The 26,244-nt window shown below is 71.3% G+C and carries 26 protein-coding genes, 1 other RNA gene and 1 pseudogene; 19 read left to right on the top strand and 9 right to left on the bottom strand.

Annotation, left to right across the window (positions count from 1 at the left end; genetic code table 11):
• A complete protein-coding gene (pbpC, locus tag FIF60_RS10235) occupies positions 1 to 1,968 on the top strand; it encodes a penicillin-binding protein 1C (RefSeq protein ID WP_144185977.1) in 1,968 nt (655 codons plus the stop codon).
• A complete protein-coding gene (locus FIF60_RS10230; RefSeq protein ID WP_144185976.1) occupies positions 1,881 to 3,242 on the top strand; it encodes a patatin-like phospholipase family protein in 1,362 nt (453 codons plus the stop codon). Before pbpC ends, FIF60_RS10230 begins: the two co-directional genes overlap by 88 nt.
• A 10-nt stretch (positions 3,243 to 3,252) precedes the next feature.
• Here the strand turns inward: FIF60_RS10230 and FIF60_RS10225 are convergent, their stop codons facing one another.
• The gene (locus tag FIF60_RS10225) at positions 3,253 to 7,620 is read right to left on the bottom strand and encodes a DUF3320 domain-containing protein (protein WP_158639158.1); all 4,368 of its coding nucleotides are present in this window, start codon (positions 7,618 to 7,620) and stop codon (positions 3,253 to 3,255) included.
• A 423-nt stretch (positions 7,621 to 8,043) separates the two neighbouring features.
• Between FIF60_RS10225 and recA the strand changes: the two genes are divergently transcribed.
• Together recA and map are read left to right on the top strand one after the other, a co-directional pair.
• A complete protein-coding gene (recA, locus tag FIF60_RS10220) occupies positions 8,044 to 9,078 on the top strand; it encodes a recombinase RecA (protein WP_144185974.1) in 1,035 nt (344 codons plus the stop codon).
• Between the two features lie 5 nt (positions 9,079 to 9,083).
• Positions 9,084 to 9,833 (top strand): type I methionyl aminopeptidase, encoded by a 750-nt coding sequence (gene map, locus FIF60_RS10215; RefSeq protein ID WP_144185973.1) that lies wholly within the window; start codon positions 9,084 to 9,086, stop codon positions 9,831 to 9,833.
• Positions 9,834 to 9,892: 59 nt separating this feature from the next.
• On the opposite strand, the gene FIF60_RS10210 is transcribed toward map, so the two are convergent.
• Genes FIF60_RS10210 through FIF60_RS10200 form a run of 3 tightly spaced genes read right to left on the bottom strand, consistent with a single transcriptional unit; the run spans position 9,893 to position 12,215 of the window.
• Positions 9,893 to 10,600 carry a lysophospholipid acyltransferase family protein gene (locus FIF60_RS10210; protein ID WP_239451582.1) on the bottom strand — a complete coding sequence of 236 codons (708 nt, stop codon included), beginning with the start codon at positions 10,598 to 10,600 and terminating at the stop codon, positions 9,893 to 9,895.
• A complete protein-coding gene (locus FIF60_RS10205; RefSeq protein WP_239451581.1) occupies positions 10,597 to 11,574 on the bottom strand; it encodes a phosphatidate cytidylyltransferase in 978 nt (325 codons plus the stop codon). The genes FIF60_RS10210 and FIF60_RS10205 overlap by 4 nt, the downstream gene beginning before the upstream one ends.
• The gene (locus FIF60_RS10200; protein ID WP_144185971.1) at positions 11,571 to 12,215 is read right to left on the bottom strand and encodes a CDP-alcohol phosphatidyltransferase family protein; all 645 of its coding nucleotides are present in this window, start codon (positions 12,213 to 12,215) and stop codon (positions 11,571 to 11,573) included. The genes FIF60_RS10205 and FIF60_RS10200 overlap by 4 nt, the downstream gene beginning before the upstream one ends.
• A gap of 226 nt (positions 12,216 to 12,441) precedes the next feature.
• Here FIF60_RS10200 and alaS point away from each other — a divergent pair, with 226 nt between their 5' ends.
• Positions 12,442 to 15,093: an alanine--tRNA ligase gene (gene alaS / locus FIF60_RS10195; protein WP_144185970.1), complete on the top strand. Its 2,652-nt coding sequence runs from the start codon at positions 12,442 to 12,444 to the stop codon at positions 15,091 to 15,093.
• 3 nt (positions 15,094 to 15,096) lie between these two features.
• Here the strand turns inward: alaS and FIF60_RS10190 are convergent, their stop codons facing one another.
• From FIF60_RS10190 to FIF60_RS21565, 5 genes are all read right to left on the bottom strand, one after another.
• Positions 15,097 to 15,648: a hypothetical protein gene (locus FIF60_RS10190; protein ID WP_144185969.1), complete on the bottom strand. Its 552-nt coding sequence runs from the start codon at positions 15,646 to 15,648 to the stop codon at positions 15,097 to 15,099.
• On the bottom strand, positions 15,645 to 16,190 hold the full coding sequence (locus FIF60_RS10185; protein ID WP_144185968.1) for a hypothetical protein: 546 nt from the start codon (positions 16,188 to 16,190) through the stop codon (positions 15,645 to 15,647). The genes FIF60_RS10190 and FIF60_RS10185 overlap by 4 nt, the downstream gene beginning before the upstream one ends.
• Positions 16,187 to 16,855: a thiamine phosphate synthase gene (thiE, locus tag FIF60_RS10180; RefSeq protein ID WP_144185967.1), complete on the bottom strand. Its 669-nt coding sequence runs from the start codon at positions 16,853 to 16,855 to the stop codon at positions 16,187 to 16,189. Before thiE ends, FIF60_RS10185 begins: the two co-directional genes overlap by 4 nt.
• Before the next feature lie 3 nt (positions 16,856 to 16,858).
• On the bottom strand, positions 16,859 to 17,779 hold the full coding sequence (locus FIF60_RS10175) for a class I fructose-bisphosphate aldolase (RefSeq protein WP_144185966.1): 921 nt from the start codon (positions 17,777 to 17,779) through the stop codon (positions 16,859 to 16,861).
• Positions 17,780 to 17,843: 64 nt separating this feature from the next.
• Positions 17,844 to 18,284 carry a hypothetical protein gene (locus tag FIF60_RS21565; RefSeq protein ID WP_158639157.1) on the bottom strand — a complete coding sequence of 147 codons (441 nt, stop codon included), beginning with the start codon at positions 18,282 to 18,284 and terminating at the stop codon, positions 17,844 to 17,846.
• Between the two features lie 29 nt (positions 18,285 to 18,313).
• Here FIF60_RS21565 and FIF60_RS10165 point away from each other — a divergent pair, with 29 nt between their 5' ends.
• The 14 genes and pseudogenes from FIF60_RS10165 to FIF60_RS10100 form a co-directional block, all read left to right on the top strand.
• A complete protein-coding gene (locus FIF60_RS10165; protein ID WP_144185964.1) occupies positions 18,314 to 18,529 on the top strand; it encodes a hypothetical protein in 216 nt (71 codons plus the stop codon).
• 33 nt (positions 18,530 to 18,562) lie between these two features.
• Positions 18,563 to 18,880, top strand: a complete 318-nt coding sequence (locus tag FIF60_RS10160) for a cell division protein ZapA (RefSeq protein ID WP_144185963.1) — start codon at positions 18,563 to 18,565, stop codon at positions 18,878 to 18,880.
• A 7-nt stretch (positions 18,881 to 18,887) separates the two neighbouring features.
• Positions 18,888 to 19,043: non-coding RNA, 6S RNA (ssrS, locus tag FIF60_RS10155), on the top strand.
• An 8-nt stretch (positions 19,044 to 19,051) separates the two neighbouring features.
• Positions 19,052 to 19,645 carry a 5-formyltetrahydrofolate cyclo-ligase gene (locus FIF60_RS10150; protein ID WP_204251161.1) on the top strand — a complete coding sequence of 198 codons (594 nt, stop codon included), beginning with the start codon at positions 19,052 to 19,054 and terminating at the stop codon, positions 19,643 to 19,645.
• Positions 19,642 to 20,454, top strand: a complete 813-nt coding sequence (locus FIF60_RS10145) for a TIGR00282 family metallophosphoesterase (RefSeq protein WP_144185962.1) — start codon at positions 19,642 to 19,644, stop codon at positions 20,452 to 20,454. The genes FIF60_RS10150 and FIF60_RS10145 overlap by 4 nt, the downstream gene beginning before the upstream one ends.
• 354 nt (positions 20,455 to 20,808) lie before the next feature.
• Positions 20,809 to 21,231 (top strand): type II toxin-antitoxin system VapC family toxin, encoded by a 423-nt coding sequence (locus tag FIF60_RS10140; RefSeq protein WP_144185961.1) that lies wholly within the window; start codon positions 20,809 to 20,811, stop codon positions 21,229 to 21,231.
• A 125-nt stretch (positions 21,232 to 21,356) separates the two neighbouring features.
• Entirely contained in the window at positions 21,357 to 22,106 is a 750-nt protein-coding gene (locus FIF60_RS10135; RefSeq protein ID WP_144185960.1) for a YebC/PmpR family DNA-binding transcriptional regulator, read from the top strand.
• Positions 22,107 to 22,111: 5 nt separating this feature from the next.
• Complete coding sequence (gene ruvC / locus FIF60_RS10130) at positions 22,112 to 22,609, top strand: crossover junction endodeoxyribonuclease RuvC (protein ID WP_144185959.1); 498 nt, start codon at positions 22,112 to 22,114, stop codon at positions 22,607 to 22,609.
• Positions 22,606 to 23,220, top strand: a complete 615-nt coding sequence (ruvA, locus tag FIF60_RS10125; RefSeq protein WP_144185958.1) for a Holliday junction branch migration protein RuvA — start codon at positions 22,606 to 22,608, stop codon at positions 23,218 to 23,220. Before ruvC ends, ruvA begins: the two co-directional genes overlap by 4 nt.
• A 3-nt stretch (positions 23,221 to 23,223) precedes the next feature.
• Complete coding sequence (gene ruvB / locus FIF60_RS10120) at positions 23,224 to 24,258, top strand: Holliday junction branch migration DNA helicase RuvB (RefSeq protein ID WP_144185957.1); 1,035 nt, start codon at positions 23,224 to 23,226, stop codon at positions 24,256 to 24,258.
• Between the two features lie 2 nt (positions 24,259 to 24,260).
• The gene (ybgC, locus tag FIF60_RS10115) at positions 24,261 to 24,698 is read left to right on the top strand and encodes a tol-pal system-associated acyl-CoA thioesterase (RefSeq protein ID WP_144185956.1); all 438 of its coding nucleotides are present in this window, start codon (positions 24,261 to 24,263) and stop codon (positions 24,696 to 24,698) included.
• Positions 24,699 to 24,716: 18 nt separating this feature from the next.
• Entirely contained in the window at positions 24,717 to 25,442 is a 726-nt protein-coding gene (tolQ, locus tag FIF60_RS10110) for a protein TolQ (RefSeq protein ID WP_144185955.1), read from the top strand.
• A 1-nt stretch (position 25,443) separates the two neighbouring features.
• Positions 25,444 to 25,935 (top strand): protein TolR, encoded by a 492-nt coding sequence (gene tolR / locus FIF60_RS10105; RefSeq protein ID WP_144185954.1) that lies wholly within the window; start codon positions 25,444 to 25,446, stop codon positions 25,933 to 25,935.
• Between the two features lie 24 nt (positions 25,936 to 25,959).
• Positions 25,960 to 26,244, top strand: a pseudogene (locus FIF60_RS10100) (hypothetical protein); the annotation flags it as partial.

Raw genomic sequence — 26,244 nt, 5'->3', positions numbered from 1 at the left:
ATGCGTCGGCGCTTCCTCGCCGCCGCGGCCGGGCTTGCCGGTGTGCTTGTCGCGGCCATGGCCGCCGATCGCGCCTTCCCGCCCGACCTGTCGCGGCTCGAAACGGTTTCAGCCGAGCTGCATGACCGGGAGGGCAGGCTGATGGCGGCAAGCCCCGCGCCCGGCGGCGTATGGCGGCTTCGCACCAGCGTCGATGACGTGCCGCCGCTCTTCGTCGAGCTGCTTCTCGCGCGCGAGGACAGGCGCTTCCGCTCCCATGCCGGTATCGACCCCGCAGCGATCGTCCGTGCAGCTGGCCAGGCGGTGGTGAACGGGCGCGTCGTTTCGGGTGCGAGCACCATCACCATGCAGGTGGCGCGGCTGCTCGAGCCGCGGCCGCGCACGCTGGCCGCGAAGCTCGCCGAGATGGCGCGGGCGGTGCAGCTCGAGGCGCGCTTCGGCAAGGACGAGATCCTCGCCATGTGGCTCACCCTCGCGCCGTTCGGGGGAAACCTCGAGGGCGTGCGGGCAGCCTCGCTTGCCCTGTTCGCGAAACCTCCCATGGCGCTCGACCCGGCGGAACTCGCGCTGCTCGTGGCACTCCCGCAGCGCCCCTCCGCGCTGCGGCCTGACCGGTTTCCCGACCCGGCGGGTGCGGCGCGCGCGCGTGTGCTGCGTGACGCCGTTGCCGCCGGCGTTCTGGCCGATACCGAGGCTCGCGAGCTCGGCGCCGCGCCGCTCGGCGCCGCGCGTCACGCACTGCCGAGACACGCGCGCCATCTCGCGTCCGCCGCCGGCGAGGGCGTGACCGCGACGACGCTGTCCCTGCCGCTCCAGGCCGCGCTGGAACGCCTTGCCGATGGCATCGCCGAGGACCTTCCCGACCAGGCGAACCTCGCCATCCTGGTGATGGAGAACGACACGCGTGCCCTCGTCGCTGCCTATGGCGGAGCGGCGGGCGAGCGGCGCGCCGGCGCGCTCGACCTTACCCGCGCGGTGCGCTCGCCAGGCTCGTCGCTGAAGCCTGCCCTGGTTGCGCAGGCTCTTGCCCTCGGCCTCGTCCGGCCGGAGACGCGCATCGCAGACCTGCCGCGACGCTTCGCCGACTATGCGCCGGAGAACTTCGATCGCGGCTTCGCCGGAGACGTGACGGTGGCGCAGGCACTCGTGCGCTCGCTCAACCTTCCCGCGGTCGCGCTGGCCGATGCGGTCCGGCCGGTCGCGTTCCTCTCCTCGCTGAAGGCGGCCGGCATTCTCGCGCGCCTGCCGCCAGGAGCATCGCCCTCGCTTCCTGTCGCGCTCGGCGGGCTTGGGCTCACGCTGCACGATCTCGCCGCACTCTATGGCGCGATCGCAACGGATGGGTCGGTCGCGCAGCCGGTCTGGCGGGATGGCGAGGCGCCGATCCGCCGCCCCTTCGTCGGCGCGGCGGAGGCTGGCGCAGTGCGCGCGATGCTTGCCGCAGCGCAGCCGCCGCCTGGCATCGCGCCGGAACGAGCGCCGCGCATCGCCTGGAAGAGCGGCACCTCCTGGGGCAACCGGGATGCCTGGGCCGTCGGCGTCAGCGCAACCCACACGGTTGCCGTGTGGCTCGGGCGGCCTGACGGCACGCCGATGCCCGGGATCACCGGGCGCGTCACCGCGGGGCCTGTCCTGTTCTCGGTGTTCGGTCTTCTGCCCGATGCCGGGCCGCTGCCTGCCGCGCCGCCTCTTGCGCCCGCGCCTGCGCTCGCGCGTCTGGGTGCCGGCACGGCCGATCGCTTGCGGCTCGTCTTTCCGCCGCCCAACGCCGCGCTCGGGGAGGGGGACGTCACGCTCCGCGCCTCCGGCGGGCAAAGACCCTTGACATGGCTCATAGACGGACAACCGATCCTATCGGACCGTCATCGCCGCGAAACGAGATGGACCCCGCTGGGCCCCGGCTTCTATCGTGTGACGGTGATCGACGCCGATGGGACGGCGGCGGCGACCGAATTGCGCATCCGATGACAATCGAGACAGGCAAGGGCAAGGGGACAGAAATGGCACTGACGGGTGGGCGGGACTCCAGCCGCCGCGGCTTGCTGCTTGGCGGCGCGTCGCTGTCTGCGACGGCTTTTCTTGGAGCGTGCGCCACGCCCATCCGGCAACCCGCCGTTCCACGTGATCTGACCAAGCGCGCAACCGTGCTCGGCCTTCCCAACGAGCGGTTCTTCTATCTGACGGATGTCGTAGAGATCAATGCCGAGTTCGAGGCCGCGGCGGCGCGCCAAGGTGGGCGTCTCGGTGCGCGAGGCGGGCCGCAGCCGGTCTCGAACTTCCTAGCGATCTCGGGCGGCGGCGAGAACGGCGCGTTTGGCGCGGGCCTGCTGAACGGGTGGAGCGAGACCGGCAGGCGGCCGGTGTTCGATCTCGTCACCGGCGTCAGCACCGGTGCGCTGACCGCCCCCTTCGCGTATCTCGGTCCCGAGTACGATCCGCAGCTCCGCAGCGTGTATACCGACATCACGCTCAGCGACGTCGCCATCTCGCGTGGCCTGATCAGCGGTGCTCTCGCCGATGCGTTTGCCGACACGACGCCATTGCTCGCAACGATCACCAAGTATCTCGACGAGAAGATGCTCGCCGGCATTGCTGCCGCCTACGACGCCGGCCGTGTCCTCCTGATCGGCACCACCAACCTCGATGCGCAGAAGCCGGTCGTGTGGAACATCGGTGCGATTGCCAAGAGCGGGCATCCGCGCGCAGCGGAGCTTATCCGCAAGGTCCTGCTCGCCTCGGCCGCGATTCCCGGCGCCTTCCCGCCCGTGATGATCGACGTAACCGTGGACGGAGAGCCGCACCAGGAGATGCATGTCGATGGCGGCGCCTTCGCGCAGGCGTTCCTCTACCCCCCGGCGCTCGGGGAGTTGCGCCGGGCGCGACGACAGCGCGGCGAGCGGGTCCGTGAAGTCAACGCGTGGATCATCCGCAACGCGCGCCTCGACCCTGACTGGGCGGTGGTCCAGCGGCGCACCTTCGGCGTCGCCAGCCGTGCGATCTCGACGATGATCTATGTGAGCGGCTTCAATGATGTGCTGCGTCTCTACATGCGCTCACAGGCGGACGGTCTCGATTTCAACCTCGCCTTCATCGGCTCGGATTTCGACATGCAGCCGCCCGCGCCGTTCGACCAGACGTTCATGCGCGCCCTCTTCGACTATGGGCTCGCGCAGGGGCGAAGGGGCGGTGGCTGGGTGAAGCGTCCACCGATCGCCTCGATCGACCCTCAGGCACCGGTCTGACCCCGTTCGGCTAGGCAGCCGAGACCAGCCCGGCTTCCTCGCGTACCTGACCTTCGCCCTCGAGCAATGCGAGTTGCGCGGCGAGCGCACCGTACCCGCTTGCGCCGATGCCGAGCAGTCGCGCCGCCCCTTCGATGACGCGCTGGCGCGCGACCGCGCCGCCGCTCGCCTCGAGCGTGGCGAGAATCGCCGAGCGCAGCTCCGCAGGCGCGATCCAGGCAGGGCTTCGCCAGGCTTCTGGCAGGCCGGAACGGTCTCTCGGCGAAACGGTCTGCGCATCCTCCGCCCGCCAGAACTCTCCTTCCTGCACGAGGCCAGCGAGCTCCTTCGAAAGCCGCAGCGCCTGCACCACCGCGGCACGCTCCTTCGGCGAGGGTGCCTCGATGGCCCAGAGGGACGCCGCGCGCGCGATCACCGCGTCGGCGTGGATCGGCCCCTCGACGCGCACGATCTCCTCGACCACGGTGCCAAGCCGCGCGAAGGGAACCTCAGCGAGTGGCGTGTCGCGCGGAACCTCCGGAGACGCAACGACATAGGGCGTGGCGAGCGGCCCCGGCGTACGCTCCTTCGGCGCCTCCTCGGCCGGTGCGGCGGTCGCGCCCGCCAGTGCGGCAAGCCGTGCGGCCTCCGCATCGGGCCGCACGAGCCAATCCGCCGCCCAGCTCCGCGCGAGACGCCAGCCCATCATCGCCAGCGCGCTCTCCTGCAGCCTGTCGCGGTCGCGGGCCGAGCGGGCGGAAGCGTAGAAGGCACCGTCCGTGAGAATGCCGAGGCCATAGCCCTCACCGGAGGGCTCGCGCACCGCGACATCCACGAACAGGCCGGCAAGCCCGACGCGGCGCGCGACCGAGAGCCCCGCACCTTCGAGCGCGCCCGCGATCGCATCCGACAGCGCGGCATCGTCGTCGCTTCCCGCGGCAGTCGTGCCGTCGGGCGCGGCGGCGTAGGCGAGGAAGCGCTTGAGCACGGCGGGGCCCCGGCCTGAGGCGCGCGCGAGATCGATGTCGTCCGCCCTCAGGCCGGAGAACACCACCGAGCGCTTCTTCGCGCGCGTGATGAGCACGTTGAGCCGCCTCTCGCCGCCCTCGGCCGAGAGCGGGCCGAACCGCATCGCGAGCCGCCCCTCGCCGTCGCGCGCATAGCCGACGCTGATGAACATCGCATCGCGTTCGTCGCCCTGCACGTTCTCGAGGTTCTTCACGAAGAACGGCTCCGCCGGATGGGCAGCGAAGAACTGCTCGACCGACGGGTCGGCGCGCCGCTTGGCATCCACCGCATCGAGAATCGCATCGCGCTGGCGCACGCTGAACGCGGCGACGCCGAGCGTGTCGCCGGGCGTGTCGCGCGCATGCGCGATCACCGCCTCGGCCACCGCATCGGCCTCGGCGATGTTCGTGCCGGTCCCGCCGCTGTCGAAGCTGCCCGCGACGTGGGCGAGCGACAGGCCGAGCCCCTTGCCGCGCGGGCGCGGCGAGGGGATGACGAGAAGCCGCTTCTCGTAGAACTCCTCGTTCGAGACGGCGATGAGGCTTTCGTGGCGCGAGCGGTAGTGCCAGCGCAGCATCTGCGTCGGCCAGCCGCGGGCGTTGCACAGCGAGAGGATGCTCTCCACATCCGCCGCCTGCACCTCATCCGACGCGTCCTCCTCCTCGCCGTTCTCCCCGGTCATGCGGGCGAAGAAGCGGGTGGGCGGCATCTGCCTGTCGTCGCCGACGATGACCATCTGGTGCGAGCGCGCGACGGCGCCGAAGGCATCGGCCGGTTCCACCTGGCTTGCCTCGTCGATGACCAGGAGATCGAAGGCGATGGCACCGGGGCTCAGGAACTCCGCCACGGCGAGCGGGCTCATCATGAAGACGGGCTTGATCGCCTGGATCGCGTTCGGTGCGCGCGAGAGCAGGGTCCGGATCGGCATGTGCCCACGCTTCTTGGCGAGCTCGCCGCGGATCACGGCCATCTCGCGCAAGCTGTCCGGCCCCTCGGCGATGCGAAGCCGCGCGGCATGGGCGAAGCCGGCCTCCGCCCGGGCGAGGCCGAGCCGCGCCTTGTCCGCCTCGCGGAACTCCTCGACGAGGCGGGAGAAGGCTGGCCCGTCGAACGCGGCGAGCGAGGGGTTGGCGCGCATCGCCGCGGCGAGAAGGCTTTCCGCCAGCGCGCGGCGGAAGCGGGAAGGCGCCTCTTCCGGCGCGATCGACCCGTCGGCGAGACGATCGGTGAACGATCCGATGCCGCTTTCCGCAGCTTCCCGCGCGAGCCTTGCCCAGCCGAGCCAGTCGGCCAGCGCGCCCTGCGGGGCGGCGGCCCACAGGCCCAGCCGCTCGACGAGGGCTGCGATGGGTGCATCGTCCGACCCGAAGGCGGCCGTCAGGTCGAGCGCGAGGTCGCCCAGCAGAGGGTCGAGCGCGTCCGTGCATGCGCCGAGCGCAGCGGCGAGGTACTGCTCCTCGGCTGCGTCGGGCGTTGTTGTCGCGGCATCGGGGTGCGCGGCGAGCACACGCTGCCCCTCGCAAAGCGTGTCGATCAGCGTCGAGGCGTCGGCCGGCAACGCGCCGCCGCACAGCGCTTCCATCCGCGCCCGTGCCTCGCGGTAGGAGGAGGAGAAGCTCGAGAAGAACCCCCCGCCGGCGGCGAGCGGCGCGCGCAGCGCCTCGAGGTCAGGGGCCTGCCAGGCCGCGTTCGTGAGGCCCGGCGCCAGCGCCATGGCGCGCGCGCGGATCGTTGCGAACTCGGCTGCCGCACGCAGCGTAGCGAGCCGCCGCGCGGCCTGGCTCCGTGTCGCCGCACCAGTGGCAGAGAGCGCGCCGAGCGCCCTCAGTGCTGCGGGGATGCGCGCGGCAATCCTGTCTGCCTCGGTTGGCGCGAGCGCGCGTGCCGTCACGCCGCGCCAGGGGTGGCGCGCGGGCGGGCCGATGCGGCGGATGGTCGCTGCCATCTCGCGGACGAGCCGTGTGGTTGCTGCGACCTTTTCCGCGTTCCAGGACGCGGCATCGAGCCTGCCCTCGGGGGCCGCGACGCCCGCGGCCTTGAGCCGCGCCGCCTCGCCGATCGCTCGGAAGGCCGTCCAGCCCGTCTCGCCGATCGGCGCATGCATCGCGGCAGCGTGCCGGTTCAGCCGACCGCGCAACGACCCGAGCGGCGTGACGACGGCCGACCGATCGGGTTCGCGCGCGCGGGGGGCCTTCAGCGTCGTGTCGAGGTCGGCGAGCAGCGCGCGCCGGTTCGCCGTGTCGCCGTGCAGCGCAAGGCAGGCCGCGCCGAGCCCGACGCCGGCGAGCCGCCGCTGCACCACTTCGAGCGCGGCGAGCTTCTCGGCCACGAACAGCACCGTCTTGCCGTCGATCACCGCCTGCGCGATCAGGTTCGTGATCACCTGGCTCTTGCCGGTACCCGGCGGGCCCTGGATCACCAGCGATGCGCCGCGCCGCACCGCCTCGGAGGCCAGCGTCTGGCTGCCGTCGCTGTCGAGGACGAAGTCGAGCTTCTCGACGGTGATGAGGGCGTCGATCTCTGTGTCGTCCGGGAACGTTTCGGCTGCGGGCGGGGGCGTCGCCCCGGCCAGGGCGGAGAGAAGCGGGTGCGCGTCCGGCCGCCACGGCTCGGGCCAGGCATCGGCGTCGAGGTCGCGGTACATCAGGAACTTGGCGAAGGAGAACAGGCCGACGGCGATCGCGTCACGCTCCACCGCGAAGCCTGGCTGGCCTTCGACCGCTTCGGCCACCGCATCGAGCCAGGAGGAGAGGGTCGCCCAGGCCGCGTCGTCCCGCTCGTCGAGCTCGGGGAACGCGGGAAGGCGTATGCCGAAGGTGTCGGCAAGGAAGGCCGCGAGCGTCAGGTTGCCGCCGACCTCGCCCTCGTCCCACGCAAGCCGGAACGGATCGCGCGCCGTGCCGCGCTTCAGCGTCGCGGGCACCATGACGAGTGGGGCGCCGCGTTCCATCTCCGGGGCCTTCGGGTCGCGCCAGAGAAGCTGGCCGAGCGCGGCGGAGAGGATGTTCACGCCCTGCTCCTCGCGCACCGAGCGGCTGTCGCGTTCGAGGCGCGTCAGCACGCGCGCGAGCGCCTCCTCCGTCAGAGGCGCGGAGAGCACCTTGTCGTCCGGGTCCGGCTCGGCCAGGCGCGGGGCGGCGGCAACGGCACGGCGGCGCTTCGGCGCGGCCTCACCCTCCGCGGCCGGTACGGAGGCGACGGAGGGGGCGAAGCCCAGGACGGCTCGGTCGGTGACCAGGAGGCGGAAGACGGCTTCCGACCGTCCGCCCGCGATCGGCACGACACCGGTGCTGCGCCCGGGGCGGGGGAGGGAGAGGAGCCGGTTGCGAGTCGAGAAGTCCAGCAGGCCGCGCCGTGCCGCAAGAAGTGCCTGCCGTACCGGTTCTGCCATGCCGTTCCCTCCGCGTCGTGCGCCGAGTCTGCCCGCGCAGGCGGGCGGGTGGGAAGGGCGGGAAAAGGAAGGGTGGGAAGGCCGGGAAAAGGAAAGGGCTCGCCGGAAGGGCGAGCCCGAGTGGCAGTCTGTTCTTCTGCCGCGTCGGCGTGGCGGGGATAGCCAAGCCGTTCCGCAACGTCGCGGGCTGATGTGCGGGAGCCCGACTGCGCCATCGAACGCCGCCGGCGCCCCGCGCGCATTGCGGTGGATCAACCTCCGATTGCTTTCGCTTCGCGGCGCCGCGCTGTACGAACGAACAGTGAACATGGGGCGGATGGCCGAGTTAGGCGGCTCGCCTCCCCGTATGCTAGAAATGCGCGAGAATCGGCCGGGTGCGGCAACCTGGCGGCGAAAGACCGGAAGCGAGACGAGGCCCCCGACATGGACAAGAACAAGGCGCTCGACCAGGCCCTGCAACAGATCGAGCGCGCCTTCGGCAAGGGCTCGGTCATGCGCATGGGTGGCAAGGACCAGCATGAGCCGATCGAGGTGATCCCGACGGGCTCGCTCGGGCTCGACCTCGCGCTCGGCATCGGCGGCCTGCCGCGGGGGCGCATCATCGAGATCTACGGCCCGGAAAGCTCGGGCAAGACCACCCTCGCGCTCCATTGCGTAGCCGAGGCGCAGAAGCGTGGCGGTACCTGCGCCTTCATCGACGCCGAGCATGCGCTCGACCCCGTCTATGCACGCAAGCTCGGCTGCGACGTCGATAACCTGCTGATCAGCCAGCCAGACAGCGGCGAGCAGGCGCTCGAGATCGCCGATACGCTGGTACGCTCGGGAGCCGTGGATGTGCTGGTGGTCGACAGCGTCGCCGCGCTCGTTCCCCGGGCAGAGCTCGAGGGCGAGATGGGCGACAGCCATGTCGGCCTGCATGCGCGGCTGATGAGCCAGGCGCTGCGCAAGCTCACCGGCTCGGTCTCGCGCTCGAAGACCATCCTGATCTTCCTGAACCAGATCCGCCTCAAGATCGGCGTGATGTTCGGCAACCCCGAGACGACGACCGGCGGCAACGCGCTGAAATTCTACGCCTCCGTTCGCATGGAGATCCGCCGCATCGGCGCGATCAAGGACCGCGAGGAGGTCGTCGGCAACCAGACGCGCGTGAAGGTGGTGAAGAACAAGATGGCGCCGCCGTTCCGGCAGGTGGAGTTCGACATCACCTACGGCGAGGGCATCTCGAAGACGGGCGAGCTCGTCGACCTCGGCGTGAAGGCGGGCATCGTCGAGAAGTCGGGTGCGTGGTTCAGCTTCGACAGCCAGCGCATCGGCCAGGGCCGCGAGAACGCCAAGGGCTTCCTCAAGGAGAACCCTGCGGTGGCGCAGAAGATCGAGGAGCGCATCCGCGGCCAGGCCGGCGCCGTGGCCGACAGCCTGATGGCAGAGGGCGGAGAGGACGCCGAGGCCGCCGAGTAGGCCTCGTGACCGTCGGCACCGACGACGAGCTCGAGGCGCTGCGCGAGATCGGCGCGATCGTCGCGCGCACGCTCCGGCTGATGGCCGTCTCGCTCGAGCCGGGGATGACGACGCGCGAGCTCGATGCGATCGGCGCGGCCGAGCTTGCCTGCCATGGCGCACGGCCTGCCCCTGCTCTCGCGTATGGCTTTCCAGGGGCGACCTGCATCAGCGTCGCGCCGGCCATCGCGCATGGCGTGCCGGGCGAGCGGCGGCTGCGCCCGGGTGACCTTGTGAATATCGACGTCTCGGCCGAGAAGGGTGGGTTCTTCGCCGATACGGGCGCCTCCTACGCGCTTCCGCCGGTCCGGCCTGCCGACAGGGCTCTGATCGCTGCCGCGCATGCGGCGACGACGGCCGGGGTGATGGCCGTGCGCGCGGGCGCGCCATTGCGGGCAATCGGTGCGGCGGTGGAGGCCGAGGCGCGACGCCGGCGCGTCGGTCTCGTGCGCAACCTCGCAAGCCACGGTACGGGGCGTGCTTTGCACGAGGACCCGGAGGCGATTCCGACCTGGCACGAGCCGCGCGAGCGCCGGCGCATCGGCTCAGGGATGGTGTTCACCATCGAGCCCTTCGTCTCGACCGGTGCCCGCCATGCCGAGGAGGCGGGCGATGGCTGGACGCTGGCGCTGCCGGCGCCGCACCGGGCGGCGCAGGTCGAGCACACGGTGGTGGCGACGGCAAACGGCGCGATCGTTCTGACGCTGCCTCGCTGAGGTCAGGGCTCGGGAAGCGGCGTGACGGCTCGGTCGCGGAAGCGCGGCCGTGCCTCGCCTCAGGCGAGGGAGCGGACGGCGGCCTCGCAGCGTCGCGCAACCTCCTCCCACCCCTCGCGCGATGACGGCGCCGCGTCGAAGGTGAGCGACGGGCCGATCGTGAGCCGGAGCCGGCCGGGCCGTGGCAGCCGCCGATGGGTCGGCCAGGCGGCGAAAGCGCCATCGAGCCGGCAGGGAACGACCGGTACCGGCGTCCCGGCGACGAGGGCGCCGATTCCTGGCTGGAACGTCGCCATCACCCCGTTCCGCGACCGCGTTCCCTCGGGGAAGAGAATGTAGACAAGACGATCCTCGAGCAGGCGCTCACGCAGGGCTACGATCTCGCCCGCCCGCGTTCGCCTGCGCCATATCGGCAGCGCATTGACCGTGTAGGCGGCGAAGGCGGATGCGAGGGGCGATCTGAAGAAGGTGTCACCGGCCGCGAGAGCATGCGCCCGCCGTGCCGCGTCTCCGCGCAGGGCAGCCGACAGCGAGAGCGCATCGAGGTGACTGGCGTGGTTGGCGATCAGGACGAAGGGTGGAGCCGGAAGGTTTTCCCGGCCCTGCACCGTCAATCGGTGGAATGCCGCGAGATAGGCGCGAAGCAGCGCCCGCCAGGCGGCGCCGATCACGAGGCTGCCCAGGCCCCGTTCCCGCGACAGGCTCTGGAGGCGTGCTGCCGGGGCAAGCGCGTGATCGCGTGCCGTGCGGAGATGGAACTCCATCATCCCCCCGTGATCAGGCGCGTCGGTGCGCCGAGGCCGAAGCCGACGAAGTAGGCGATGATGTGGAAGGCGGCCGGCGCCACGAGCAGCAGCGAGTTGAACCGGTCGAGCACGCCCCCGTGTCCTGGGATGATCGTTCCCATGTCCTTGATGCCGATGTCGCGCTTCATCGAGGACAGCATCAGGTCGCCCGCCTGCGCGGCGACCCCGATGACGAGCCCGAGCGCAAGCAGCCAATGGGGCTGCCCAAGCGCGGTGCCGGCGAAGATCGACCGCGAGATGCCCGCGACGAGGAGCGTCGTCACCGCAAGCGCCCCGAGGGCGCCGGAGACGGACTTGTTGGGGCTCGTCGCGGGCAGGAGCTTCGGTCCGCCGATCACCTTGCCGAAGGTGAACGCCGCGACATCCGAAAGCGCCGCGGTCATCAGCAGCAGGAGAAGGATCGGCCGGTACCCCGGATCGTTCGCCATGAATGAGAGGTGGGCGAGGCCTGCGCCGAACAGCATGTAGGCGAGGAGGCCGAGCGCCGTGCGCTGGACGTAGCCTGCCGGGCGGTCGAGCGGAATGGTGCCGACGCCGATGACGCCGACCGTGAGCGGCCAAAGCGCGACGAAGAACCCGTACCAATGGTCGAGCGCGGCGAAGTTTACGGCGAGGATGCCGAGGACGACGAGCGCGGCGGTCAGCGGCTCGCGGAACAGCCCGGTGGCGCGGTCGAACTCGCGCAGGCAGGCGAGGCCGAGCAGCGTGACGGCGCCGATCACCCACTCCCGCCCGAGCAGGACCGGGCCCATCATCAGCGGCAGCAGGACGCACCAGGAACCGAGCCTGAGCCACAGTTCCCGGCGCAGCTCCGGGCTGCCGCGCCCGGCGAGCGTCATCGCACCGATGGTCGCGCCTGCGGCCGCGAGCGCGGCCGCGGTCGCGCCGACGATGCCGACGGTGACCGGATGGTCGAAGGCGGCCGCGAGCGTCACGACGACGCCTCCAGCGCCGAGGCGGCGCGGACGAGGCGTCGTCCGGCGGTCAGGAGGGCGCCGAGCGCGATCAGCACCAGGGCCGCCCAGGCGAGCGACGCGTCCGGCGACCATGCCGAGGGCGCAAGGCCGCACCACAGGGCAAGGGCCGTCACCACGGCCATGCGCTGCTGCTTCGCCATCGGCCCCGAGAAGTCCGAAGGTGCTCCGGCAGCCCGGGCCGCGGTGCGCACATAGGCCGTCATCATTGCCGCCAGGGCTGCGGCAAGGCCGAAGGCGACATCGTCGGCCGCCACGCCGAGCCCGACCAGGACGGCCGTGTCGGAGATGCGATCCGGCACCACGTTGAACAGCTCCCCCCTCGCCGATGCGATGCCTCGCCCGACCGCCACCATGCCGTCGAAGAGATTGGCGGCAAGCCTCAGTTGCACGAGCAGCGCGCCTGCGACCCAGAGGGGGCCGGCCCAGTCCGGCCGCCAGGCGGTCGCCGCGAGGGCAAGGCCGGCGCCCAGCCCCGCGGCCATGCCGGCGAGGGAAATCCCGTTCGGCGATGCCCCGCGCGCGACGAGCCCGGCGGCGATGCGCTGGGTGAGGGCGAGGCTGCGCGCTGCGATGGGGCGGCGGTCGGCTTCGTTCTGCATCGGCGCACCATGGCTGCCAAATGTTTCATCGAGACGTCCGTGCCGCATACAACGGATACCTGGGCAGGGACCGTGGGCAGGGACCATGGGCAGGGGCCGGGAGCGCCGCTGGCCGCCCGATCGCGGGCACCGGACGCGGCGGTGCCTAGGAAAACCGCGCAGCCCCCGCTAGATACGCAGCACGCGACAGGCCCCGAGGGGCCAGGAAACGGAACCCGGTACACCCATGCCCTCCTCGAACGACATCCGCGCCACCTTCCTCGACTTCTTCGCGCGCAACGAGCACCAGGTGGTCGAAAGCTCCCCTCTCGTACCGCGCAACGACCCGACGCTGATGTTCACGAACGCCGGCATGGTGCAATTCAAGAACGTCTTCACAGGGCTCGAGCACCGGCCCTATGTGCGCGCGGCGACCTCGCAGAAATGCGTCCGCGCCGGGGGCAAGCACAACGACCTCGAGAACGTAGGCTTCACCGCCCGCCACCACACCTTCTTCGAGATGCTGGGGAATTTCTCCTTCGGCGACTACTTCAAGGAGCGCGCCATCGCGCTCGCCTGGGAGCTGATCACCAGGGATTACGGGCTCGCGAAGGAGAAGCTTCTCGTCACCGTCTACCACGAGGACGATGACGCCGCCGCCCTCTGGAAGGAGATTGCCGGGCTGCCCGACGAGCGCATCATCCGCATCGCCACCTCTGACAATTTCTGGGCAATGGGCGACACCGGCCCCTGCGGCCCGTGCTCGGAGATCTTCTACGACCACGGACCCTCCATCGCCGGCGGCCCGCCAGGCTCGGAGGACGCGGACGGCGACCGGTTCATCGAGATCTGGAACCTCGTCTTCATGCAGTACGAGGCGCTGCCCGACGGGCGGCGGATCGAGCTGCCCAAGCCCTCGATCGACACCGGCATGGGGCTCGAGCGGCTCGCCGCCATCCTGCAGGGCAAGCACGACAACTACGACACCGACACGCTGCGCGCGCTCATTCTCGCCTCGGCCGAGGCGACGCGCACCGACCCGGACGGGCCGCACCGCGTCAGCCACCGCGTGGTGGCCGATCATCTCCGCTCCTCCTGCTTCCTCGTGGCCGACGGCGTGCTGCCCTCGAACGAAGGGCGCGGCTACGTGCTGCGCCGGATCATGCGGCGCGCGATGCGGCATGCGCACCTGATGGGCGCGACCGAGCCTGTGCTGTACCGGCTCGTGCCCGCGCTGATCCGCCAGATGGGCGTCGCCTACCCCGAGCTCGGCCGCGCCGAGGCGCTGATCACCGAGACGCTGAGGACGGAGGAGACGCGCTTCCGCGCAATGCTCGAGCGCGGCCTCTCCCTGCTCGCCGAGGAGACGGGGAAGCTCGGCGCCGGCGTGCCGCTGCCCGGCCCCGTCGCCTTCAAGCTCTACGACACGTTCGGTTTTCCGCTCGACCTGACGCAGGACGCGCTGAAGGCGGAGAAGCGCGGCGTCGACGTCGCCGGCTTCGAGACGGCGATGGAGGAGCAGCGTGCCCGCGCCCGCGCCGCGTGGGCCGGCTCCGGCGAAGCGGCGACCGAGGCGGTGTGGTTCGACCTTCGCGAGAAGGCCGGCGCGACCGAGTTCCTCGGCTACACGGCCGAGGCTGCCGAAGGCGAGGTGCGGGCGATCGTCGTCAACGGCGCCCCGGTGGCCGAGGCGCGCGGCGGCGACGAGGTTGCGATCATCCTGAACCAGACGCCGTTCTACGGCGAGAGCGGTGGCCAGGTCGGCGATGCCGGAACGATCAGCACCGGCGACGGGCTCGTCATCGCCATCCGCGACACCCAGAAGAAGCTCGGCGACCTCTTCGTGCATCTCGGCACCGTCGAGCAGGGCGTGGTGAAGCTCGGCGATGCTGTGATCACGACGGTGGACGGCGCCCGCCGTTCCGCCATCCGCGCGCATCATTCTGCGACGCATCTCCTGCACGAGGCCCTCCGACGCAGGCTCGGCGGCCATGTCGCGCAGAAGGGTTCGCTCGTCGCGCCCGAGCGACTGCGATTCGACGTGAGCCATCCCAAGCCAATGGAACCGGCCGACATCGCCTGGGTCGAGGCGGAGGTGAACGCGCGGGTGCGCGAGAACGCGCCCGTCGTCACGCGGCTGATGACGCCCGACGAGGCGGTGAAGCAGGGCGCGATGGCGCTATTCGGCGAGAAGTATGGCGACGAGGTGCGCGTCGTCTCGATGGGCGCCGACCCCGACGCCACTGAGCGCGCGGGGCTCTACTCGGTCGAGCTCTGCGGCGGCACGCATGTTCGCGCGACGGGCGATATCGGCCTCTTCAAGATCATCGGCGAGGGTGCCGTCAGCGCAGGCGTGCGGCGCGTCGAGGCCGTCACGGGCGCGACGGCGCTGGCCTATATCGGCGAGACGGAGAAGAACCTCGCCCTCGCCGCAGCCGCGCTGAAGGCGCCGCCGGCGGAGGTGCCCGCGCGCATCGAGGCGCTGGTCGAGGAACGGCGGAGGCTCGAGCGCGAGGTGTCGGAGCTCAGGAAGAAGCTCGCCACCGGCGGCGCGGGTGCTGCGCCCGCCTTCGAGGAGGTGTCGGGGGTGAAGTTCGCCGGCCGCGTCGTCGAGGTACCGGCGCGCGACCTCAAGAGCCTGGCGGACGAGATCCGCAAGGGCATGGGCTCGGGCGTCGTCGCGCTCGTCTCGCCGATGGACGGCAAGGCCTCGATCGTCGTCTCCGTCTCGCCGGACCTGACCGCGCGGTTCAGCGCCGTCACGCTCGTCCAGGCCGCCTCGGCGGCGGTGGGCGGCAAGGGCGGCGGGGGGCGGGCCGACATGGCGCAGGCAGGCGGGCCGGATGCGGCGAAGGCCGAGGATGCGCTCGCCGCGGTGCGCGGTGCGCTCGCCGCGTGAGGGTCAGGGCAGGGCGATCCCCTCGAACACCCCGCGGAATTCAAGCCGGCGGGCCTGGAACTCCGCCTTCTCCGCGATGCAGCGGAGCGTGACGCGAAGCCGCGGCGTCTCGATCATGACGAGAAGGGCGCGGATCTCGAGCGCCCGGGCAGGCAGATCCGGCCGCGGCTTGCTGTCGAGCACCGCGGCGATGCCGGCGATCGCCCCGAGCCCCACCGAGCCGAGCTCGCGCACCTCGTAGAGCCCGCCCAGCGATGCCTCGACGAGGTCGAGATGCGTCGGGTGGGTGTTGCGGTCGTTGATCTGTTCCTGCGTCAGCCCGGCATATTGCGAGGAGGGCGTCGCGGTGACGCGGCAGCCTGTGTCGGTGTCGCCCGGGCCGCGGATGTCGAACACCGAACGGCGCGGGCCGGGCTGCGGCGGCACGAGGGTCGCCGTGTAGCCGGCCGGGGGCGTGACGGAAACGCCGGTCGCCTCGTCGCGGACGGTTTGCGCCGCTGCGGGAAGCGCGAGCGTGAGGAAGGCCGCCGCCAGGCCGGCCGCGCTGCGGTTCACGGCATCTCCAGGCCGCGGGCGACGGCCTCGAACTCCGGCAGCCTGTTCTGGAACTCCTCGCGCTCTGCGATGCAGGTGAAGGTCACGCGCTGGATCGGCGTATCGAAGAAGATCAGGAGCGTTCGTACGTCCATCGCACGCTCTGGCATCCCCGGCCGTGGCAGGAAGTCCCCGATCACGGCGAGGCCGATCACGTTGCCCTGGAGCACGGGGCTGACGGATAGCAGCTGATAGACCTGCGAGAGCTGGCCGATCATCGCCTGCTGGTACTGCGGCGCGGCGACGCGAAGGTTGAGCTGCTCCTGGCTCAACAGAGCATTCGCCGGCGCGGCGTTCACCGCGATCCTGCATCCCGTGTCGGACTCGCCCGGACGGCGTATGTCGAACACGGCCCGGCCCGGGGCTGCGGGGTCGGATGGCGGGGAGGCGGTCGCGGCATAGCCTTGCGGCGCCGTGATCGCGAGGCCCGAGGCGCCGTCGCGCAGTGTCTGGGCCGAGGCGGGAAGGGCCGCGAGAAGGAAGGCGGCTGCGAGAACTCTCATGCGGCTCCGATCGCCTCGTTCATGGCCCTGACGCCCGCGGCCGGGCCGTCGGGATGGTTCCACACAGCGGAGATGACGGCGAGGAAATCGGCACCCGCCCGCACGAGCGGCGCGCAGTTCTCCGCCGTGATGCCGCCGATCGCCACGCAGGGGATCTCCGTCACCTCCGACCAGAGGGTGAGGATCTCCGGGTCGGGGCGGTGCTTCGTCTCCTTCGTGCCGGTGGGGAAGAACGCGCCGAAGGCCACATAGTCCGCCCCCGCCTCTGCCGCTTCCATCGCCAGGTGCCGGCTGTCATGGCAGGTCGCGCCAAGCGTCAGGTCAGGGCCGAGCAGCCTGCGCGCCGCGGCAAGGTCGCCATCCTCGCGGCCGACATGGGCGCCGTCGCACCCCGTCTCCACGGCGAGGTCCGCGCGATCGTTCATCAGGAAGGCGACGCCCCTGTCCTGCGCCACGACGCGAAGCACCTCGGCCGCGCGGCGGATCGTGTCGTCGTCGGTTCCCTTGAGGCGAAGCTGCACGGCGGCGACGTCGCCCGCATCGAGGGCGCGGGCGAGCTCGTCGCGGAACGGCGCGATCTCGAAGCGCGGAGGCGTGATGAGATAGAGGCGGCAGGATTTCTCCTGCCGCCCCTTCTCACGCGCCGTCTGGACTGGTGTGGCCAAGGCTCAGAACTTGCCCTGGTAGATCTCGATGATCTTGCCGAGCATCTCGAGCGCCTTCTCGCGCGGCCGCTGGAAGGTGTTGCGGCCGATGATCGAGCCGTTGGCGCCGCCATCGCGGATCGCGCGCGTCTCTGCGTAGATGCCCTCGAGGTCCTTCGCCTCGCCGCCCGAGAACACCACGATGCGCTTGCCCGCGAAGCAGGACTGCACGACGTGCTCGACCCGCTTGGCCATCGTCGAGCCGTCGATCTTCTCCTTCTCGTAGACCTTCTTCGCCGCCTCGAGCGACAGCGGCTCCATCGGCGGCTTCACCTTGATGATGTGCGCGCCCATCAGCGCGGCCATATGGGCGGCATAGGCGCAGATGTCGAACGCCGTCTCGCCGACCTTGTCGAGCATCGGCCCGCGCGGATACGACCAGACCACCACGGCGAGGCCGACGCTCTTCGCCTCCTCGGCGAGCTCGCGCAGCTCCTCCATCATGCCGAACTGCTCCTCCGAGCCCGGATAGATGGTGAAGCCGATCGCGGCGCAGCCCAGCCGCAGCGCATCGCCGACGCTGCCGGTGACGGCCTGGTCCTTGATGGTGGAGAGGCTGTTGGAGCTGTTGACCTTCAGGATCGTCGGGATCGCGCCGGCGAAGGTGCCGGCCCCGGCCTCGATCATGCCGAGCGGGGCGGCGTAGGCCGAGAGGCCGGCGTCGATCGCGAGCTGGAAGTGGTAGTGCGGGTCATAGGCCGCGGGGTTCGGCGCGAAGCTGCGCGCGGGGCCATGCTCGAAGCCCTGGTCCACCGGCAGGATGACGAGCTTGCCCGTGCCGCCGAGCTTGCCCTCCATCAGGATGCGGGCAAGGTTGGCCTTCGTACCGGGATTGTCGCTCTCGTAGTGCGAGAGGATCTCCTTGACGCGGCGGGTGATGCGCATGGGGCCTCTGTCCTCCGTCTCGATCTCTATGGCGGCGGTTCCGTAGACGAAACCCGCCGGAAAGTCACTCCGGGGGCGCCAGCCACTGGGCGAGACGCCGCTCTGCGCCATACGCGCCCATGTCGAGCGCGGGCGGGGGAAACCGCAGGAACAGCGCTCCGCGAGCGGCGGCGATCGAGGCCAGCGCCGCCGCCTGGCCCGCCTCGCCCGAGAACACGATCCCGCCAGCGCCGAGCGCCAGCGCCTCCTGCGCGCGGCCGGCCAGGCTGCCGCAATCGAGCATGTCGGGCGCCGCTCCGCCGTCCTCGCGCGCCGCAGCAACCATCGCCACCCACCAGGCCGGGCCGAGAACCGTCACCGCCTCGGGGGGCGAGAGCAGAAGCGCGGGCCGCCCGAGCGCGAGCACGGCCCGCGCGTCCGTCAGGCCCCGCACGATCACGGCGGGGGGAAGCGCGGGCCTCGTCGATTGCCCTTCGGGGGGCGGATGACTAGCCTCTGTCGGCAAGCCCGATTCCCCTTCGATGGATCAGTCCCATGCCCGATGCAGCCGCCGCGCCGACCCTCGCCGATGCCGCCTCCGCGCTGGAGACCGCCGTCTCCCGCCTCGAGGATGTCGCCGAGGCGCTCGCGCACCGCGCCGCCGAGCGCGAGGCACCCGAGGCTGACCATGCCGCCGCGGCGATGGCCGAGGCCGCCCGCCGCCTCGATGCCGTGATCGCCCGGCTGCAGGGCGTGCTGGAGCAGGAATAGCGGCGGTCCGCCGGGGCAGGAGGAGCGAGGCGCATGGCGCAGGTGGTGCTGAAGATCAACGGCTACCCCTACACGCTCGGCTGCCCGGACGGGCAGGAGGCGAATCTCGAGGCCCTCGGCGCCGAGCTCGACGCGCGCGTCGCCTCGATCAAGGCGCAGGTCGGAAATCTCGGCGAATCCCGCCTCCTGGTGATGGCCGGAATCATGCTGGCCGACGAGCTGGCCGACCTCAAGCGCGAGGCGGGCGGGGCGGCGCCGAAGCCGGCGGTGGACGAGGCCGCAGCAGCCGATGCCCTGATCGGCCTTGCGCGCAGGCTCGAAGGCGTTGCCACGCGGCTCGCCCAGGCCTAGCTTGTTTCTGGGGCTGCCCGGTGCGTCAGGCACGTCATCCCCGGGGCCAATGTCTTCCCATTGGGAGCTGTCCCTGTCGCGGTCGTGGCCGCGGTACACGGTGCCCACCTGCGTAGCGCAGGCCTTGGGAGGATGAACAGCCAACGGCCAGGGCGGCTCCGCACGAGTTTCATGCACGACAGCGACAGGCTTCACGATGCGGCGCTCGTCGTCGCCGCCAAGCGCGAGGCGCGCCTGCGCGGGATGGCGGCGCGGGCGGAAGGGCAGCCGCTCGCGGGCCTTCGCCTCGCCGGGCACCTTCTCGCCGCGCTGACCCTGCCGCCGCGCGCCACCGTCGCCGGCTACTGGCCGTTGAAGGACGAGATCGACCCCCGCCCTTTGATGCTCGCCCTTGCCGGCCGGGGCCATGGGCTCGCCCTGCCTGTCGCGGGGCGTCGCGGCACGACCCTCGCGTTCCGCAGCTTCCGCTTCGGCGACGCGCTCCAACCTGGCCCGCTCGGCACCGCCCATCCCTATGCCGCTGCCGGAGAGGCGTCGCCGACCGTGCTTCTCGTCCCCCTGGTCGCCTTCGATGCCGCCGGCGGGCGCATCGGCCATGGCGCGGGGTACTATGACCGCACGCTCTCCGAGCTGCGGGAAACTGGCCCGGTTCTCGCGATCGGCATCGGCTATGCCGCGCAGCGCCAGCCCCGCGTGCCGACGGGCCCCTACGACGCCGCGCTCGACCTGGTGGCGACCGAGGCCGGTGTGATCATCCCCGAATGAGGCTCCTGTTCCTCGGCGACGTGGTGGGCCGTGCGGGACGCGATGCGGTGACGGCCGCGCTGCCCGGCCTCCGCGCCCGGCTGCGCACCGAGCTCGTGATCGTCAATGCCGAGAACGCCGCGCACGGCTTCGGCCTGACGCCGGAGATCGCCCGCGCGCTGTTCGCCGCCGGCGCCGACGTGCTGACGCTCGGCAACCATGCGTGGGACCGTCGCGAGATCATCCCCTACATCGAGGGCGAGGCCCGCCTTCTCCGCCCGCTGAACTACCCGCCCGGCACGCCGGGCCGGGGCGCGGGCGTGTTCGCGGCGGGCCAGAAGAAGGTCCTGGTCGCCAACGTGATGGGGCGGCTGTTCATGGAGGCGCTCGACTGCCCGTTCCAGGCCACCCGCACCCTGCTCGCCGCGCACGGGCTGGGGCGGACGGTGGACGCCGTGGTGATCGATTTCCACGCCGAGGCAAGCTCGGAGAAGCAGGCCTATGCGGCGAGCTTCGACGGGCAGGCGAGCCTGATCGTCGGCACGCATACGCATGTGCCGAGCGCCGATGCGCGCATCCTTCCCGGCGGCACGGCGTATCAGACCGATGCCGGCATGTGCGGCGACTATGACAGCGTGATCGGCATGCAGAAGGCGGGCTCGGTCTCGCGCTTTTGGAAGAAGCTCCCCGGCGAGCGGCTCGCGCCGGCCGAGGGCGAGGCGGCCGTGTGCGGCGTGTTCGTCGAGACCGATGACGCGACGGGCAGGGCGGTGCGCGTTGAAGCCCTGCGCCAGGGTGGCGGGCTTTCGCCCGCGATGCCGGAGGGATGATGTCCTGTTTTGAGCCTCTTGCCATTTCCGGATGGATTTCCGGAAAGGGTGATGAGGAGCTGTCGTGCCGCTCAAGACGAAATCGACCGGAAACGCCCTGGCCAAGCATCGCCAGCGCCTGCGCAACCGTGGCCTGCAGCGCCTCGAGCTCCAGGTGCGCGCTGAAGACGTTTCCCTCGTCCGGGCGGTGGCAGCCGCCTTGGCCGACGCCACGCGCGGCCAGGACGCCCGCACTTTGCTGCGCAGCCAATTTCTGTCGGTTCCCCACCGCAGCCTGAAGGACCTGCTGGCCAGCGCGCCTCTGGATGGCGTCGAACTAAAGCGGACGCGTGACTTCGGACGGCCGCTCGAGCTTTGTCCTGGCTCATCGATACCAACGTCATCTCGGAAATCCGCAAGGCGGAGCGCTGCCGCCCAGCCGTGGCCGCGTGGTGGAGCGCCGTGGAGGAGGGGGACCTGTTCCTGAGCGTGCTCACCCTGGGCGAGATCAGGAGAGGCATCGAGGCCGCGCGTCCGCGCGCCCCTGTGAAGGCCGGTGCGCTCGACGCCTGGCTTGCGCAGGTGGTCGAGGCCTTCGGCCAGCGCATTCTCGGCATCGATGCGGCCGTGGCCGAGGCATGGGGGCGCATGTCGTCCATAAGGCCTGTCCCCGTCGTCGATGCCCTTCTTGCCGCGACGGCGCTGGCGAATGGTCTCGTGCTGGTGACGTGCGACACGGCCGATGTTCAAGCATTGGGCGCGCTTGTGCTGAACCCTTTCGACACGGTCGCGCCGTGAAGTAGGAACCGGGCAGCGACGGCCAGCGGGCCAGCCCCCCGTTTCCATCCGCAGGCTGCGGCTGCTACAAGCCCGCCACCGAACCCGACCACGCGACTCGAAAGACGAGGCAGGAGGGCGGCGCCATGGCCGGCCACTCGCAGTTCAAGAACATCATGCACCGCAAGGGCGCGCAGGACGCCAAGCGGGCGCGGATCTTCGCCAAGATCATCCGCGAGATCACCGTCTCCGTCCGCGGCGGCTCGCCAGACCCGAACGCCAACCCCCGCCTGCGCGCCGCCCTCGTCGCCGCGCGCCAGGCGAACATGACGCGCGACACGATCGAGCGTGCGATCAAGAAGGCCTCTGGCGAGGCGGGAGGGGAGGACTACGTTGCCCGTCGCTACGAGGGCTATGGGCCCGGGGGCGTCGCCGTCATCGTCGAGGCGCTCACCGACAACCTCAACCGCACCGCCTCCGACATGCGGACGATCTTCTCCAAGCATGGCGGTGCGCTCGGCGAGACGAACTCCGTCGCCTTCATGTTCAACCGGCTCGGCGTCGTCCGCTACCCCGCCGCCGCGGCCGATGCCGAGACGATGCTCGAGGCCGCGATCGAGGCGGGGGCGGAGAACGTCGAGAGCGGCGAGGGGGGCCACGAGGTCACCTGCGGCGCGGACGACCTGTTCGCCGTGCAGTCGGCGCTCGCCGCACGCTTCGGCGACCCGGAGGAGGCAAGGCTCGAATGGCGCCCCACGACGACGGCTGCGGTCGACGAGGAGCAGGCGGCCTCGATCCTCAAGCTGATCGACGCGCTCGAGGACCATGACGACGTGCAGACGGTGTTCGCCAATTTCGAGGTGTCGGACGCCGTGCTCGCCAGGCTCTCGGCCTGAGCGCGATGCGCGTCATGGGCTTCGATCCCGGCCTCGGAACGACGGGCTGGGGCGTGATCGAGGCCGAGGGCAACCACCTGCGCCATGTCGCGGACGGGTTCGTGGAAACCGACACGGATGCGCCGCTGCCCGCACGACTGGCGGCCCTGCACGCCGCTCTGGCGGCACTGATCGCCTCCTGGCAGCCCGACGAGGCCGCCGTGGAGGAGACCTTCGTGAACCGCAACCCGGCTTCGACGCTGAAGCTCGGCCAGGCGCGCGGCGTGGTGCTTCTCGCCCCTGCGCTCGCCGGCATTCCGGTCGCGGAATACCAGGCGACTGCGGTGAAGCGCGCCGTGGTCGGGCAGGGCCACGCGGCGAAGCAGCAGGTGCAGGCGATGGTGCGCATGCTGCTTCCTGGAGCGGCGCCTGGTCGTGCGGATGCGGCCGATGCGCTCGCGGTCGCCATCTGCCACGCGCATCACCGCGCGACGGCCACGCGCATCGCGGCCTTCGCGCGATGATCGGCAAGCTTTCCGGACGCATCGACAGCGCGGGTGCGGACGGCGTCGTGATCGATGTCGGCGGCGTCGGCTATCTCGTCTCGGTCTCGGCGCGCACCCTCGCCTCCCTCCCTGCGCCGGGCGGCGCCTGCTCGCTCCTGGTCGAGACGATGGTCCGCGAGGACGCGATCACCCTCTACGGCTTCCTCGATGTGGCCGAGCGCGCCGCGTTCCGCACGCTTCTCACCGTCCAGGGTGTGGGGGCGAAGGTCGCGCTCGGGCTCCTCGGCACGCTGTCGCCCGGCCAGCTGGCCGCCGCGATCGCGGGCGGCGACCGCGCCGTGCTGTCCCGCGCCCCCGGCGTAGGCCCGCGGCTTGCGGCCCGTCTCGTCACCGAGCTCAAGGACAAGGCCGGCTTCGCCGACCCCATCGCCTTCGCGCCCGTCACCGCCGCCGCGCACGCCCCGCCAGCCGACCCGTTGCTCGCAGACGTGCTCTCCGCGCTCGCCAATCTCGGCTATCGCCGCGGCGAGGCAGAGCCGGCCGCAGCCGCCGCCCGCGCCGCCCAGGGCGAGGCGGCGACGGTCGAGACGGTGTTGACGGATGCGCTTCGCGCGCTGGCGAAGGCCTGAGCCGTGCAGGAGCGCATCACCGACCCCGGCCAGCGCGGAGATGATCTCGGCGAGGCGGCACTCCGCCCGACGCGGCTCGCCGAGTTCATCGGCCAGGCCCAGGCGAAGGCCAACCTCGCCGTATTCGTCGAGGCCGCCCGCGCGCGCGGCGAGGCGCTCGACCATGTGCTGCTGCATGGGCCGCCCGGCCTGGGCAAGACCACGCTCGCGCAGATCGTGGCGCGCGAGCTCGGCGTCGGCTTCCGTGCGACCTCCGGGCCCGTGATCCAGCGCTCGGGCGATCTCGCCGCGATCCTGACCAATCTCCAGCCGCGCGACGTCCTGTTCATCGACGAGATCCACCGCCTCCAGCCGGCGATCGAGGAGGTGCTCTACCCGGCGATGGAGGATTTCCGGCTCGACCTGATCATCGGCGAGGGGCCTGCGGCGCGCAGCGTGCGGATCGACCTTCCGCCCTTCACGCTTGTGGGCGCGACGACGCGCTCGGGCCTCGTCTCGACCCCGCTGCGCGACCGGTTCGGCATTCCGCTCAGGCTGATGTTCTACACCCCGGAGGAGCTGCTCGCGATCGTCCGCCGAGGGGCCGCGCTGCTCGACCTTGACCTCGCCGAGGATGGCGCGACCGAGATCGCGCGGCGCTCGCGTGGCACGCCACGGATCGCGGGACGGCTGCTCAGGCGGGTGCGCGATTTCACCACTGTGGCCGGCACCACGCGGGTCGATCGTTCGGCGGCGGACGCGGCACTGACGCGGCTCGAGGTCGACGCGCGCGGCCTCGACGCGATGGACCGGCGCTACCTGCGCCTGATCGCCGAGCGGCATGGCGGCGGGCCGGTCGGCGTCGAGACGCTTGCCGCGGCGCTTGCTGAGGCGCGCGACAGCCTCGAGGACGTGGTCGAGCCCTACCTGATCCAGGAGGGGTTCGTCCTGCGCACGCCGCGCGGCCGCGTGCTCGGCGATGCAGGGTGGCGGCATCTCGGGCTTGTGCCCCCGGCCGGCCTGCAACCCGACCTGCTGCGCGGCGGCGAGGCCGAATAGCGGTGGAGCCCGAAGCCCACCGCTTCCAGTTGCGCGTGTATTTCGAGGACACGGATGCCGGGGGTGTCGTCTATCACGCCTCATATCTGCGTTTCGCGGAGCGGGCGAGGACCGAATACCTGCGGGATCTTGGCCTCCCCCACCAGCAATTGATCGCCCGCGACGGGCTGATCTTTGTCGTCAAGTCGCTCTCGGTCGAGTATCACCGCCCGGCGCGACTCGACGATTCGCTGGTGGTGGCGACGCGGGTGAGCCGGCTGGGCGGTGCCTCGCTCGACCTCGCGCAGGGGGTGTTCAGGTCCGGGGAGAGTGGCGAGGAGGCGGTGGCCTCGCTCGCCGTCGGGTTGGTGTGCGTCCGGGCGGCGACGCTGCGGCCCGAGCGCATCCCCGCCGCCTTGCGGGGGCTTCTCGGCCCCCATCGCGGCAGAGGCTCTGGCTGAGAAGGCGGAAGGGACACGATGGATCGTGCGGTTGAAGCGGCGGGCCTCGCGGGGGATGCGGCGGCCAGCCTGTCACTCTGGAGCCTGTTCCTGCAGGCCGACATCGTCGTCAAGGCGGTGATGATCGGGCTGCTGCTCGCCTCCGTCTGGGTCTGGGCGATCATCTTCGACAAGACCGTCACGCTCCGCCGCGCCAATGCCCGCGCCGCGGCGTTCGAGGACCGGTTCTGGTCTGGCGTGAACCTCGAGGACCTCTACCGCGAGGCGGGCGAGAACCCGCGCCACCCGATGGAGGCCGTGTTCTCGGCCGCGATGCGCGAGTGGAACCGTTCCGCCTCCCGCCTTGTCAGCGCCTCGGAGGGCAGCCGGGTGGCGATCCGCGAACGCGTGGAGCGGGCGATGGCCATCACCACGCAGCGGGAGATGGAGCGGCTCGAGAAGTGGATGGTGTTCCTCGCCTCCGTCGGCTCGGCCGCACCCTTCATCGGACTGTTCGGCACGGTCTGGGGCATAATGAACAGCTTCACCGCGATCGCTGCGATGAAGAACACCAACCTCACCGTCGTCGCGCCGGGCATCGCCGAGGCGCTGTTCGCGACCGCGATCGGCCTCGTCGCTGCCATTCCGGCCGTGCTCGCCTACAACAAGATCTCGACCGACCTCGCCCGGTTCGCCGCGCGCCTTGAGGGCTTCGCGGGCGAGTTCGGCGCGATCCTGTCGCGCCAGACAGACGAGAGGGTCTGAGATGGCCGCGGGGATGATCGGCAATGGCGGTGGCCGCAAGGGCCGCTACCGGCCGATGGCCGAGATCAACGTCACGCCGCTGGTCGATGTGATGCTGGTGCTGCTGATCATCTTCATGGTCGCGGCCCCCCTGCTGACCGTCGGCGTGCAGGTGGACCTGCCGCGCACCTCGGCTAACCCCATCGCGAACCCCGACGAGCCGCTCGTCGTCTCGGTCCGCGCCGATGGCGGCATCATCCTGCAGGAGACGCCGATCGAGATGGCCGACCTGATCCCCCGCCTCCAGGCGATCGCGGCGAACCGCAACCGGGAGGAGACGCGCGTCTTCGTGCGCGGCGACAGGGCAGCGAATTACGGGCGGATCGCCGAGACGCTGTCCGCCATCCAGCAGGGCGGCTTCACCCGCGTCGCGCTGCAGATGGACCAGGCGACAGGCACGCCGCAGCAGCGGCCGGCGCAACCCGCGCCCGCCCAGCGGCCGCAGGGGCGCTGAGCCGGAGCGCTGCGAGGCAGGGCGATGCCGCGCGAGGACGACCAGATCGACCCCGCCCGCGAGGACCGGGAAGGCATGCGCCGCGGCATTTTGTTCTCCGGCGCGCTGCACGTGCTCGTCGTCTTCGCAGTTCTCGTCGGCGTGCAGTCCTCCAAGCAGTTCGAGGAGCCGCCGGAGCAGGGCGTTCCCGTCGAGTTCGAGGTCGCCGCCGGGCCGACGGCGGCGGCAGAGACGCCGACCCCGCCCGCGCGCGAGCCGACCCGCGAGGCGCCGACCGAGGCGCCCGAGCCCTCGCCCGCGCCACCCGCG

The organism is Elioraea rosea (assembly GCF_007644105.1).
Taxonomy (GTDB): domain Bacteria; phylum Pseudomonadota; class Alphaproteobacteria; order Acetobacterales; family Acetobacteraceae; genus Elioraea_A; species Elioraea_A rosea.
The sequence above is the reverse complement of the archived record's forward strand: the minus strand, read 5'-3'. Positions and strand labels throughout refer to the sequence as shown.

Coding starts and splice junctions, on each gene's coding strand:
- FIF60_RS10225 (WP_158639158.1), bottom strand. CDS start 7,620: ATGGCAGAACCGGTACGGCAGGCACTTCTTGCGGCACGGCGCGGCCTG.
- FIF60_RS10150 (WP_204251161.1), top strand. CDS start 19,052: ATGCACGACAGCGACAGGCTTCACGATGCGGCGCTCGTCGTCGCCGCC.
- FIF60_RS10175 (WP_144185966.1), bottom strand. CDS start 17,779: ATGCGCATCACCCGCCGCGTCAAGGAGATCCTCTCGCACTACGAGAGC.
- FIF60_RS10185 (WP_144185968.1), bottom strand. CDS start 16,190: ATGAGAGTTCTCGCAGCCGCCTTCCTTCTCGCGGCCCTTCCCGCCTCG.
- FIF60_RS10200 (WP_144185971.1), bottom strand. CDS start 12,215: ATGCAGAACGAAGCCGACCGCCGCCCCATCGCAGCGCGCAGCCTCGCC.
- FIF60_RS10210 (WP_239451582.1), bottom strand. CDS start 10,600: ATGATGGAGTTCCATCTCCGCACGGCACGCGATCACGCGCTTGCCCCG.
- alaS (WP_144185970.1), top strand. CDS start 12,442: ATGCCCTCCTCGAACGACATCCGCGCCACCTTCCTCGACTTCTTCGCG.
- ruvC (WP_144185959.1), top strand. CDS start 22,112: ATGCGCGTCATGGGCTTCGATCCCGGCCTCGGAACGACGGGCTGGGGC.
- FIF60_RS10145 (WP_144185962.1), top strand. CDS start 19,642: ATGAGGCTCCTGTTCCTCGGCGACGTGGTGGGCCGTGCGGGACGCGAT.
- tolR (WP_144185954.1), top strand. CDS start 25,444: ATGGCCGCGGGGATGATCGGCAATGGCGGTGGCCGCAAGGGCCGCTAC.
- FIF60_RS10160 (WP_144185963.1), top strand. CDS start 18,563: ATGGCGCAGGTGGTGCTGAAGATCAACGGCTACCCCTACACGCTCGGC.
- recA (WP_144185974.1), top strand. CDS start 8,044: ATGGACAAGAACAAGGCGCTCGACCAGGCCCTGCAACAGATCGAGCGC.
- ruvA (WP_144185958.1), top strand. CDS start 22,606: ATGATCGGCAAGCTTTCCGGACGCATCGACAGCGCGGGTGCGGACGGC.
- FIF60_RS10230 (WP_144185976.1), top strand. CDS start 1,881: ATGGACCCCGCTGGGCCCCGGCTTCTATCGTGTGACGGTGATCGACGC.
- FIF60_RS10135 (WP_144185960.1), top strand. CDS start 21,357: ATGGCCGGCCACTCGCAGTTCAAGAACATCATGCACCGCAAGGGCGCG.
- pbpC (WP_144185977.1), top strand. CDS start 1: ATGCGTCGGCGCTTCCTCGCCGCCGCGGCCGGGCTTGCCGGTGTGCTT.
- FIF60_RS10165 (WP_144185964.1), top strand. CDS start 18,314: ATGCCCGATGCAGCCGCCGCGCCGACCCTCGCCGATGCCGCCTCCGCG.
- tolQ (WP_144185955.1), top strand. CDS start 24,717: ATGGATCGTGCGGTTGAAGCGGCGGGCCTCGCGGGGGATGCGGCGGCC.